Origin of the sequence: uncultured Campylobacter sp., assembly GCF_938018035.1 — a bacterium.
In the GTDB taxonomy this organism is placed as follows: Bacteria; Campylobacterota; Campylobacteria; order Campylobacterales; family Campylobacteraceae; genus Campylobacter_B.
On the sequence record NZ_CALIJF010000203.1, the window covers coordinates 1 to 11,080 of the forward strand.

Sequence of the window (11,080 nt, forward strand, 5' to 3'; positions counted from 1 at the left end):
ATATTTATTACTTCAGTTTTATTGCCATCCTCCGCACCAAGGGATTTGGATAAAATTTTAGCGACCTCTTTTTTGATCTCGGTTTTGTTGTTTTCTAAAGTAAGATTTGCCTCTGGAGTAGAAGAATTCGTCTCTACAAAGCTTCCCTCACCGGTCGTGTTGAGGTCTGCAAACGCTAAAGCAGCGCTAAAAAGACTAATCGTTAAAAAGCTGATTATAGATTTTTTCATAATCCATTCCCTTATTTAATAGCGTAAAATGCGCGCCTTCGTCGTCGTAGTTGAATAGCTCGCCCGTTTCGATGACGTAGTGCCAGCCGTAAATTTTAATCTCGCCGTTTTTATAGGCGTCTTTGATGCCAGGAAAGCTAAGTAAATTTTGCATGGAATTTATAATATTTAGCCGCTCGGTGATCCACTCGCGCTTGTCGGCGCCGAGATCTTTGAGCTTTTCGACCTCGTCTTTTACAGGCTGCATTAAATTTAGCCAGCGCCTTACGTTTGGAATTTTTTCGAGCTTTTTAGCATCGTAAAACAGCGCAGCGCAGCCGCCGCAGTTGCTGTGCCCGCAAACGATGATATTTTTGATATTTAGCGAATATAGCGCGTATTCAATCGCTGAGGTAGTCGCCAAAAATTCCTCGCTAATTCGGTATGGAGGAACGACGTTTGCGATATTTCGCACGACGAAAAGCTCTCCTGGAAGCGTCGAGGTAATTAGGCTCGGCACCACTCGCGAGTCGGAGCAGCCGATAAAAAGCGTGTGGGGCTTTTGATGATTTGCCAGACTTCCGAAAAGCTCGGCATGCTCGGCAAAATTTTCTTCCATAAATTTAATAGCTCCATTTATTAACTGGCTGGGCATACTTTCTCCTTAAAAAAGTCGGGAATTATATATTACTTTCATAAATAGATAGAATTCTGGGAATTTTTAATTATATATTTACCAAATTTTCGCTAAACTCCCCGCTCATAAATCAAAAGAAGGAGAAAGATATGAGTCTATACGACAGACGAAATTACGCGGACGGCTACGAGCTATCGGACGCGTCACTGGAACAAGGACGAATCTCTCAGACCATTAAACAAACCTACGCGCTTCTAACCGCTTCGATGATAGCTGCAGCGGCAGGGGCTTTTGTGGCGATGAGTTTCGGCGTGAGCTTGGCTATTCATCCATTTTTATATCTAGTGCTTTTAATGGGGCTGATCTTCGGTATGCAAGCAGCTGTAAATCGCGGCGCCAACACGATTGCGCTGGTTTTGCTTTTTGCATTTACCTTTATTACCGGTCTTACTCTAGGTAAATTGATCGCTATTTATATCGCAGCAGGCGCTGGAGACGTGGTAACGCATGCGTTTGTGGCTACGGCGATTACTTTCGGTGCTCTTACCGTTTATGCGATGAATACAAAGACAAATTTCGACTCTTGGGGCAAGCCGCTATTGGTATCGCTTGTGGCTATTATCGTGCTAAGCCTTTTGAACTACTTCTTTTTCAAAAGCACCGTGCTTGATATAGCGATTTCAGCTTTTTCGGCTTTAATCTTTTCGATGTATATCATCTACGATACTAAAAATATTATAAACGGCACCTACACTTCACCGATAATGGCTGCCGTAGATATGTATCTAAACATCTACAACCTCTTCCTTTCGCTGCTAAGAATTTTCGGCGCAAGCAGAGACTAAATTTTACGCACCGCTTCGTGCGGTGCACTCTTAACTTAAAATTTATAAATCTTTTATTATAATCGCAAATTCAATTTTTTCAAAAGGTTTTATAGTGACTACGTTATTTTTGGTTTTACAAGTCGTCTTCGCCGTGATAATTACGATCTCCGTTCTGCTGCAAAAGAGCTCTTCTATTGGGCTTGGCGCATACAGCGGAAGCAACGAAAGCTTATTCGGAGCGAAGGGTCCGGCGGGGTTTTTAGCTAAATTTACGGCATTTATGGGAATTTTATTCGTGATAAATACACTGGTGCTTGCGTATTTCTATCAGCAAGATGCTAAATCTTCCGTAGTCGATCGCGTAAAGATCGAAGCAAATGCTACTAAATCCGTGCCAAACGCTGTCCCTGACGTGCCATCCATCCCAGCTTCTGGTGCAAAGCCTAATTTCGCTCCGGCAAGCACTGAGTCAAATTCTATAATTAGCGGCGAGACCAATGCGACGGATACGAAAATCGAAGCACCCGCAGCTCCTGCTACCGATACCGCCGCAGCTAGCGCGCCTGCCCAGTTGCAAGCATCAAGTGATACCAATGCCAGCGCCGCTTCTGCAGATCAAAACGCAACCAAATAAACTCTAAATTTTAAAATTTAAAAGCGCAAAATCCGCGCTTTTAAATGCTATTCTTATTTTTTTAACGCTATAATTTCGCAAATTTTATTTAAAGGATTTGAATGCTAGAAGCTATCTACAAAGAGCAAAGAGCAAACGGCGATCGAGCTATCGAGGCTTTGAAAAAGGACTTTACGACGCTACGCACCGGTAAAGTGAGCGTGGCGATCCTAGATCATATTTTCGTGGATTATTACGGCTCGCAGACTCCGCTAAATCAGGTCGCGACCGTCCTTTCGACCGATGCGGTAACGATCTCGATCACACCGTGGGAAAAGCCGATGCTAAAGGCGATCGAAAGCGCGATCGCAGCGGCGAATATAGGCGTAAACCCAACTAATGACGGCGAGAGCGTGAAGCTCTTTTTCCCGCCGATGACGGTCGAGCAACGCCAAGAAAATGCAAAAAAGGCCAAAGCGATGGGCGAGAAGGCCAAAATCGGCATTCGCAACGTCCGCAAAGACGCTAACGACGAAATCAAAAAGCTCGAAAAAGACAAAGCGATCTCCGAAGACGACGCTAAAAAGGGCTACGACGAGGTGCAAAAGATCACTGACTCTTACTCCGCCAAGATCGACGACGCAGTCAAGGCTAAAGAAGCCGAGCTTTTGAAGGTTTGAGCTGTGAATATAGAAAAAATCTATCGCGACTGCGGCGCATATCTGCGAGGGCATTTTCTGCTTTCAAGCGGCAACCACTCGGAATTCTATCTGCAAAGTGCCAAAGTGCTTGAAGATCCGCAGCTCGCGGGACAGCTCGCGGACGAGCTTGCCACAATCATAGAAAAAGCAGGCGTAGAGTTTGATAGTGTCTGCTCGCCCGCGCTGGGAGGAATTTTAGCGGGCTACGAGCTAGCTCGCGCGGCAAAAAAGCGCTTTATATTTACCGAGCGCGTAGATCGCGTAATGAGCCTGCGCCGTGGCTTTGAAGTACATAAGGGCGAGAAATTTATCGTCTGCGAGGACATCATCACTACGGGCGGCTCAGCTCTTGAGAGCGCAAGGCTCATCGAAAACCTAGGCGGCGAGGTCGTGGGCTTTGCCGCGCTTGCCAATCGCGGATTTTGCAAGGTCGCAAATTTAGCGGGCAGCAGTGCAAAGGCTGGCGCCAAGCTGCCCGCGGATAAGCCGTTTTTTGCGCTAGGCAATTTCGAGTTTGAAATTTACGAGCCCGCAACCTGCCCGCTTTGTGCTACCGGAAGCAAGGCGATCAAGCCCGGCAGTCGCGGAAACTAGGCGCCGATTTGCTGCTAAGAAACCGCAACGAGATTAAATTTTATCCTCTAGGCTCTAAATTTAGCGCGCCGGAATTTTAAAATTTAATCCAAAACGGATCAAAATGGCAAAACAAAAAGCTAAAATTTCGCCGATTTTTCTGCGCATAAAGGCCTTAATCGTCGATCTTTTCATCATCGCGATGCCCCTATTCTACGGCGTTACCTATCTCGTCTTGGGCTCGAAAGAGGCTCTGTGGTGTAACCAAGCCGCAATCACGCTTATATGGCTTGCTTACGGCGCGATTTGTGCGGTATTTTATGCTCGCAGCGCTCAGACGCCGGGCTATAAGCTCGCAGGACTTTACCTCATCGACGTTCGCAGCGGACGCAAAGTAAGCTTTTTTAGAGCCTTAGCGCGCTTTGCTTGCTTCGTATTTGCGGGCTTTAGCGTCATCGGGCTTTTGATCTGCTTTTTTCGCAAAGACAGGCTGAACTTACACGACCTGCTAAGCGGGACAGCACCCGTCGTGCGAAAGGACGCGCAGTGAGCGGGCAGATTTGCGGCATCGACGAGGCAGGGCGCGGATGTCTTGCAGGACCGCTTTGCGTCGCGGGCTGCGTGCTACAGCGCGAGATCGCGGGACTTGCCGATAGCAAAAAGCTAAGCGAGAAGCGGCGCGAGGAGCTTTACGCTCAGATCATCGAAAACTCGCGCTACAAAATCGTCGAAATTTCAAGCGCACAGGTCGATGAGATCGGACTCAGCGCATGTCTAAGATTGGCGCTTGAGCAGATTCTCGCGTATTTTGCGGGTTTTAGCGGACAGATCATTTACGACGGCAACGCAAACTTCGGCGTACGCGGACTTCAGACGCTCGTAAAGGCCGACGCGCAAATCGCCGAAGTAAGCGCGGCAAGCATCCTCGCCAAGGTCACGCGCGACCGCACGATGTATGAGCTCGCGCAGCACTACCCGCAATACGGCTTCGCACAAAACAAAGGCTACGGCTCGCGCGCACACATCGCGGCGATCGAGCGGTACGGGCTCACGCCTTTTCACCGTGCAAGCTACAAGATCAAATCGCTGCAACCCTCGCTGTTTGATTAATGCGGCAGCAAGCTTGCTTGATCGGCGAGGCAAAAACCGCCGATTTCGATTGATACTCCGTCGGCAAACGGCGCCAAAATTCATATTTGAATGCAAAGCACGCCGATTTTAGCCGATACAACAATCGCTAGTTTTGGTGGGCGGAATCCGCTTTTTGCCTAGCTAGCAAGAAATTTAATAGCTCACGCTCGCGGCTATGGTCTACTCTTGCGCTGCTTGCAGGAATTTTAACTGCGCTTTCATATCTCGTAAGAGCCCGTACAAGGTCGGAATTTTATCTAAAACTGCGAGCTCGGCTCGCTAGCTTATCCGCGCCCGAATAAATTTTAAAATTCCGCGCAGCGAAAATTTAGCCCGTACGCCGCAATAAAGCTAAAATTTAAATTTAGCCTTGACGACGAGAAGGTATTGCGTTTTAAATTTAAAACCGCGGGTAAAATTTTGAATGAAATTTTGATATAAAAACTCGGCTAAATTTTAAAATTTCATCAAATTTAGCCGAGAGATGAGGTGCTTATTTTCTTTCGTAGAAAATTACTAAAGCGTCTTCTGCCACCCTTTTACCAGTGAACGAACTTGTTTTAATAATATCATCGGCAACATCTTCGGTCACTATAAATTTATCCGACAAACTTATGCTTTTATCGGCATTCACGATAAAATTTAGCTCAATAGCAGCTTTTGATGGATACTCTACTTTTTTGCGTCCAAAAACTGCATCATATTGCTCTACTGTTAGCTGCGAGTAATAGACGGCTCTCTTAAGATATTCTATAATATAATCAACGCTATATTCTTTTTGAAATTCCCCTTTTAATTTATCGTCACAATCAACTATCTTGTCTTCATCGTCGAATTCTATTTTGCCTTTAGTTTTAAATGTTTCTTGGAATTTTACCTCATTGAGTTTGCAGTGTTCTTTTGCTAGCTTAAGCAGGCCTTGCTCATCATAGACCTTACTTTTGTAATAAATCATAGCATTATTTAAAGATGTATCCAACGCTCTTTGTTTATAAGATTTAAGGCTCTCGGTTTTATCTTGCACTATCTTTGCTTTCATGCGCTCCATATCCAAGTCGCAGACCATCTTAACCGTCTTTAATCCGCCGTTTTCCTCTCTGCTCCACGTGATATTTTTACACATTTTCGAGCCCTCGATCGCCGTGCCGATACTCATCGACTTGAAATCAGGCAAAGTATAGTTTTTCACGAGCTCTACTTCGTCCTCGCCACATCCTGTTAAAATAAATGCCGCCAGCACGGCGCTTAGCACATATTTCATCTTTAACTCCTTGAGGTGAATTTTTTAGAAAATAATGCTACCCCCCTCCCTGCTTAAAAACGGGTAAATTTAGAGCTTAAATTTTAAAATTTCGCTGCCAAAATTCTACGTTCTTAATCTACGAAATTCCCCGCGCTGTTTCGCGCGCAAAGGCGGTAAAATTTAGAAATTTTAACCAAACTTTCGCTATCATCACGGCTTAAATTTTCACCCAAAGGAAACCGATGTTTGAATGGATCGCCTCACCCGAGGCATGGATCAGCCTGGCGACGCTCACGGGGCTTGAGATCGTGCTTGGCATCGACAATATCATCTTTATCGCGATTTTGTGCGGCCGCCTGCCCGAGGCGCAGCGCGGACGCGCCCGTATAATGGGGCTCGCGCTTGCAATGTTCACGCGCATACTGCTACTTCTTAGCTTAAGCTGGATCATGGGGCTAACTAAGCCACTATTTAGCGTGCTTGCGCGCGATTTTAGCGGACGCGATCTCGTGCTGATCGGCGGTGGATTGTTTCTGCTCGTCAAATCCACGCTCGAGATCCACTCCAGCGCCACGGGCGAGGCACACGAGCATAGCGCTAGCAGCGGCAAGGCAAGCTTCGGCGGCACGCTCGTGCAGATCGCCGTTTTGGACATCATCTTTTCGCTCGACAGCGTCATCACCGCCGTGGGCATGGCGCAGCACCTGCCCGTTATGATCCTCGCAGTCATCATCGCCGTGGGCGTGATGATGCTCGCTAGCGGCGCGATCGCGCGCTTTGTGGACGCAAACCCGACGATCAAAATTTTAGCGCTTGCATTTTTGATCCTAGTGGGCGTCTCGCTGATCGCCGACGGCCTAGGCTTTCACATACCTAAGGGCTACATCTACTTCTCGATGGCGTTTTCGCTACTAGTGGAGCTCATCAATATCCAGATCCGCAAAAAATCCGCCGCGAAATGATCGGAGGAATTTTGCGAGATCTGAAAGGCGCGAATGGGCTTTGCTAAATTTCTTTCGCTGCGGCAGATCAAGCTTACTCGCGGCACGGCTAGGGATTTGAAGCTTGAGCACGCGGCTGTAGGCACGGCGAAATTTAGCTTTACGCTGGAGGGCTTGCGCTTTGCGGGGAATTTGGACTTAAGGCGCGGCGGGCTTTATCTGCCGATACGCGAGGGCGACGAGCTGGCGGTGATATATGAGACTTCAAGCTCAAATTCCGACGGGGAGGCTTTGAGGGGCTCAAATTCTAGCCGAAGCGCTTTAAACGGCGCCGATTTAAGCGGCGAAAATTCCGCAGAGCGCCATAACTGCGAAGTTTCAAGTAGCGGAAATTTCACTGCCGCAAGTTCAGACTGCGACGCATATAGCGATACGGCGGCAAGTGCGCGCCAAAATTCTGTGGTATCTGATTTAGTGGGCAAAGATCGCAGCGGTATAAATTCCGCCGCTTTGAGCCTGATCCGCGAAGGCTTTAACGAGCAGGCGAACGCTAATACGGAACTTTATACTTCGAGTTTGAATTGCAAAGATTTAAGCGGCTCCACCTCTTTAAATTCTACTCGCGAGAGCTGTGACGGCGCTTCGGCAGACCCCGCCGCATCTCCGCTAGATTTCGTTAATCTAAGCCTAGGCGCGCAGCGCTGGAAGGACGCCGGCAGCACGGCACTCGCCGCGATATTCGCAGCCTTCGGCGTAGCGCTAGTCGCGATGAGCATCTACTGCATAATCTTTATTTTTGAAAAGAGCGATCCTGCGGTGGCGATAGCCCTGCCCGTCCTCGCGCCTTTTGCATATTGCAGCTTTAAGTTTATGCGAAGAGACTGGCGCGCCGCGAAGTTCGGACGCATATTTGCGGCTCTCGCGCACTCCAAAGAGCCCAAGCGAAGCGGCGAAGCGGAGGGCTATGCTAGCGGCGTGCGCGTGCTGCAAAGTGGCGACGTTTATTACTATGGCTTCGCGCTGGACGGAGTATATTTATCGGGCGATAGTAAGCTGCAGATCGTTTCCGACGGGATACTCACAGATCAAAATTTAGCGGAGCTTGCGGACGGCGAAAATTGCATGAAATTTAAGAATTTAGACGCAGAAAATTCCACAAATTCTGCGAGCGTTAAGAATTTTGCGAAATCAGCAAATTCCGCAAGTTTTGTAAATTCTGCCAACGCAGCAAATTCTACAAATTCCGCCCGCTCCGCCGAAGCCGCGGCACCCGCCAAGGCGAAGGACGCCTCGCAGAGCTTTGAGCTGCAAAACGGTGATATTCTTCGCGCCCGCTACAAAGACTACCGCGTAAGCGGGATTTGGAATCAAAGTCGCGGCATGAAGCTAGGCGATACGCGCAGCGGACTTCGGCGCGTGATAGATTTTATCGCGAGCGTGGCGCTACAAATAGGTCTGCGTCTAGGCGGCGCGCTCGTGCTGACGCGGCTCGGCGATCACATCGGCGGCTCCTTCGGCAACGCCCTAAGCTTCATCGGATTTTTGCTGCTGCTTAGCCTTATGCTTTGAAGGGAGAATTTCAAGCGACAACCTCGCGGAATTTTGCAACTTCAAGGAATTTCAAATTTCGCAATTTTTGCAGAATTCCGTAGCGAGCGGATTTGTATTTTAAATTGAGGGCGCAAATTCTAAATCCAAATCTCGCGCGGCGCAAATTTGCGCTATAATCTAGCGAAAATCAAAGATTTAAAGGATGCGACTTGAAAATTTTAATCTCGTTTTTGTGCTTATTAAGCTTCATGTTCGCCGAGGCAGCGCCCGCTTTGGCAGAAGGTGTAAACAGCGCTCAAAAGGATCAAAACCTAGAAATTTTAACGGCAAATTTAGACGCGGCGCTGAAAGAAATCGACGAAGCCGGGCATCGCCCCGATGGTACGCCTTGCGAGAGCATCGTTAGGTTAAGGGCTGCGTTTATGGAGTTTTTGCAAAGCGCGGGCGAGAGCGCTCCGCAAATTTTAAAATCCTTGAGGTTCGCCCCGAATATGGCGATCTCGCAGGACGGCAAGTTTCGGGCATATTCGGTAGATATCAGCACCGGCGGCACAATGGGCGCGAGCTACGTAGCATATCAATACGCAAGCGGCGGGCAAAATTTCATTATGGATTTTGCAGACAAAGGTGCGCAGCAGATGCAAGAATGCGTTCTTGGCGGCAGGCGGGATTGCGCCTGCGGCGATTGGGCAGTCGGTACCGCATGGGGCGGCGAGCGAGTGATAAAAATTTTTAAAGTTAAAGAAAATCTATATCTTATTTACGGAGCATCAAAGGGCTCTACTAAGCTCACAAACGACGAATTTTGGGCGGTAGAAGCAAGCGAAGCGGGTATAAACCTAGCGAATATATTCCACTACGTCCGTTCATGCGGCGGAGATTGCGACTGCTCTAAAAGGAGCTCTTTGGTGCCGCACGACTCCGCTCGATTCGGCGTAGAATATGATTTTTTCTCATATTTAGACGGCAGTGACGAGATAAAGAATAAATACGCTAAAAGGACGTTTTTGACCTTTGAAAACGGCATACTGGGCGCTCTTAAGGTAAAATATAGCGATAAATACCCGGACGGCGAGCTTGTCGATGAATATCAATACTTTAAATTTGACGGCGAAAAATTTACGATAGAGAGTAAAATAATTCATTGCGAGCCCGGTAAAATTATAGGGGAGTTAGTCGCGCCCTCTAGCGCGCAGGGGCTTTGATGGGTACTGCGATACTTGGCGGGTGCGCTAAATTTTAAGGCTTTTGGGTTGTAAATTTAAAGGCGCGGCGAAATTTCAAATTTTAGGCATATAAGATTTCGGCCGCGGAATTTTAAAATTCTAAATTTTAAAGCGTATAATTTCAAGGCACGGAATTTTAATTTCATAATTTTAAATTTTGCGGTGCAGAATTCCTCGGCGTGGATTAAAATTTCAAATTTCAAAACGTGCGGGATTTTACGCGCCTTAAAATTCTAAAGCGCGAAATCAAAAAGCAGAATTTTAAAATTTCAAATTTTAAGGCGCGTGAGGTCGCAGCACGGAGCGTGAAGCTATAGTGCGCGAGGCTGTGACACGCAAAGCTGCGGCGAGCCGCCCGTCCGCTAGCTCCAAATTCTTTCGTTTAGTTTTAGGTTTTTTACGATCGCCAAAAAGTGCGAAAGCTCGCGCTTGATTAGTGCGGCAGGATCACGACGCAGCACACTTTCGTCTATGTCGGGCTCGAAATTATCGCAGCCCGTATTTACGAAAATATAAATTTTGCTATCTGCGAAGCTAAGGCTAACGGGCGCGGCTACGGCGCCTGCGAAGCGCAAGAGCCTCCGCATAAAGGCGGGCGTTAGAATATACATCGCGCCCGCCGCGTCCTCGCAATACACGGCGAAGGCGGCGTTAAACTCCGCATCGTCCATATCGATCCTCTTTAGCCCGAGGGTGTTCGGCGCGCCGGCGCAAGCGGGAAAGATCATGGTTTTGGCGCTTATGCGTTTGTGAAATTCCGCGTAGAAAAAGGTGCCGAGGATTTCACTTTCCAAAATTCTATTAAACAATTTCACATCGCAAAATGCAAACCTCACGCCGTCATAAACGCCCGAGACCCTGTCGTTGCCGCCTAGGTATCTGTCTAGTCGAAAAAATAGCCCAGAGAGCTTGAGTTTAGCAGGATCGATATCGCCTGAAATTTCATATCGGTAGCCGAATGTCTTAAAATAGGGCATTAAATAGTGCTCTTTAAAAGCGCGCCGAAATTTTACCGAGTAGTCTTGCTTAAAGTCTCTAAACAATACAAACAAGCTCGAAGCAGCCAAGATTAAAGTTATAATCGCGAGTAAGATATATTTGGAAATCGTAGGGCGATTTTGTAAATCAACTAGAAATAGGCATATTATAAAAAGACCCGCGGCTTGGATTATCGTAGCTTTTATGGAGGCCTGATCGCACAAAACGGCTACTATAAGAACAACCGCGAATAATCCGATAAACGGCAACAAATCCGCCATGCCTCCTCCGTCGCGTAGCTTGTATAACAAAAACACGCCGTAGCCGAGCATGCACGCCGCTGCGAAGATCGTATTTCTTTTCGCCTTATACAAAAGCCCCAGTCTGATCTGCTCTAGCTCGCTCGCACTCAATCGCCCCTCCTAAAATTTAAATCCGATTATGGCGCTA

At 47.6% G+C, this 11,080-nt stretch carries 12 protein-coding genes and 1 pseudogene; 9 read left to right on the forward strand and 4 right to left on the reverse strand.

The window, feature by feature from the left end:
- Positions 1-230: pseudogene (locus Q0257_RS06275) on the reverse strand (mechanosensitive ion channel family protein); the annotation flags it as partial.
- Positions 196-864, reverse strand: coding sequence for a carbonic anhydrase (locus tag Q0257_RS06280; RefSeq protein ID WP_297943776.1), 669 nt, complete (start codon positions 862-864; stop codon positions 196-198). The pseudogene Q0257_RS06275 and the gene Q0257_RS06280, both read right to left, overlap by 35 nt.
- Before the next feature lie 131 nt (positions 865-995).
- Here Q0257_RS06280 and Q0257_RS06285 point away from each other — a divergent pair, with 131 nt between their 5' ends.
- The 6 genes from Q0257_RS06285 to Q0257_RS06310 all read left to right on the forward strand — a co-directional run bounded on the left by Q0257_RS06285 (position 996) and on the right by Q0257_RS06310 (position 4,670).
- Entirely contained in the window at positions 996-1,691 is a 696-nt protein-coding gene (locus tag Q0257_RS06285; protein WP_005870935.1) for a Bax inhibitor-1/YccA family protein, read from the forward strand.
- 94 nt (positions 1,692-1,785) lie between these two features.
- Positions 1,786-2,307, forward strand: coding sequence for a preprotein translocase subunit SecG (gene secG / locus Q0257_RS06290; RefSeq protein WP_298022998.1), 522 nt, complete (start codon positions 1,786-1,788; stop codon positions 2,305-2,307).
- 101 nt (positions 2,308-2,408) lie between these two features.
- Positions 2,409-2,966 carry a ribosome recycling factor gene (frr, locus tag Q0257_RS06295; protein ID WP_297880081.1) on the forward strand — a complete coding sequence of 186 codons (558 nt, stop codon included), beginning with the start codon at positions 2,409-2,411 and terminating at the stop codon, positions 2,964-2,966.
- Positions 2,967-2,969: 3 nt separating this feature from the next.
- Positions 2,970-3,581: an orotate phosphoribosyltransferase gene (gene pyrE / locus Q0257_RS06300; RefSeq protein WP_298023001.1), complete on the forward strand. Its 612-nt coding sequence runs from the start codon at positions 2,970-2,972 to the stop codon at positions 3,579-3,581.
- Between the two features lie 103 nt (positions 3,582-3,684).
- The gene (locus Q0257_RS06305; RefSeq protein ID WP_298023005.1) at positions 3,685-4,110 is read left to right on the forward strand and encodes an RDD family protein; all 426 of its coding nucleotides are present in this window, start codon (positions 3,685-3,687) and stop codon (positions 4,108-4,110) included.
- On the forward strand, positions 4,107-4,670 hold the full coding sequence (locus tag Q0257_RS06310) for a ribonuclease HII (RefSeq protein ID WP_298023008.1): 564 nt from the start codon (positions 4,107-4,109) through the stop codon (positions 4,668-4,670). The genes Q0257_RS06305 and Q0257_RS06310 overlap by 4 nt, the downstream gene beginning before the upstream one ends.
- Positions 4,671-5,184: 514 nt before the next feature.
- Here Q0257_RS06310 and Q0257_RS06315 read toward each other — a convergent pair.
- The gene (locus tag Q0257_RS06315) at positions 5,185-5,952 is read right to left on the reverse strand and encodes a hypothetical protein (protein WP_298023011.1); all 768 of its coding nucleotides are present in this window, start codon (positions 5,950-5,952) and stop codon (positions 5,185-5,187) included.
- Between the two features lie 224 nt (positions 5,953-6,176).
- On the opposite strand from Q0257_RS06315, the gene Q0257_RS06320 reads away from it, so the two are divergent.
- The 3 genes from Q0257_RS06320 to Q0257_RS06330 all read left to right on the forward strand — a co-directional run bounded on the left by Q0257_RS06320 (position 6,177) and on the right by Q0257_RS06330 (position 9,631).
- A complete protein-coding gene (locus tag Q0257_RS06320; protein ID WP_177389392.1) occupies positions 6,177-6,896 on the forward strand; it encodes a TerC family protein in 720 nt (239 codons plus the stop codon).
- Positions 6,897-6,929: 33 nt separating this feature from the next.
- Entirely contained in the window at positions 6,930-8,444 is a 1,515-nt protein-coding gene (locus Q0257_RS06325; RefSeq protein ID WP_298023014.1) for a hypothetical protein, read from the forward strand.
- 191 nt (positions 8,445-8,635) lie between these two features.
- Complete coding sequence (locus tag Q0257_RS06330) at positions 8,636-9,631, forward strand: hypothetical protein (RefSeq protein ID WP_298023017.1); 996 nt, start codon at positions 8,636-8,638, stop codon at positions 9,629-9,631.
- A gap of 383 nt (positions 9,632-10,014) precedes the next feature.
- Here the strand turns inward: Q0257_RS06330 and Q0257_RS06335 are convergent, their stop codons facing one another.
- Positions 10,015-11,043, reverse strand: a complete 1,029-nt coding sequence (locus Q0257_RS06335; protein WP_298023020.1) for a DUF3137 domain-containing protein — start codon at positions 11,041-11,043, stop codon at positions 10,015-10,017.
- Positions 11,044-11,080 lie beyond the last annotated feature (37 nt).

What these genes read in the sequence shown, in the direction of transcription:
- Q0257_RS06280 (WP_297943776.1), bottom strand. Translation starts at nt 864, where the DNA reads ATGCCCAGCCAGTTAATAAATGGAGCTATTAAATTTATGGAAGAAAAT.
- Q0257_RS06285 (WP_005870935.1), top strand. Translation starts at nt 996, where the DNA reads ATGAGTCTATACGACAGACGAAATTACGCGGACGGCTACGAGCTATCG.
- frr (WP_297880081.1), top strand. Translation starts at nt 2,409, where the DNA reads ATGCTAGAAGCTATCTACAAAGAGCAAAGAGCAAACGGCGATCGAGCT.
- Q0257_RS06305 (WP_298023005.1), top strand. Translation starts at nt 3,685, where the DNA reads ATGGCAAAACAAAAAGCTAAAATTTCGCCGATTTTTCTGCGCATAAAG.
- Q0257_RS06315 (WP_298023011.1), bottom strand. Translation starts at nt 5,952, where the DNA reads ATGAAATATGTGCTAAGCGCCGTGCTGGCGGCATTTATTTTAACAGGA.
- Q0257_RS06320 (WP_177389392.1), top strand. Translation starts at nt 6,177, where the DNA reads ATGTTTGAATGGATCGCCTCACCCGAGGCATGGATCAGCCTGGCGACG.
- Q0257_RS06325 (WP_298023014.1), top strand. Translation starts at nt 6,930, where the DNA reads ATGGGCTTTGCTAAATTTCTTTCGCTGCGGCAGATCAAGCTTACTCGC.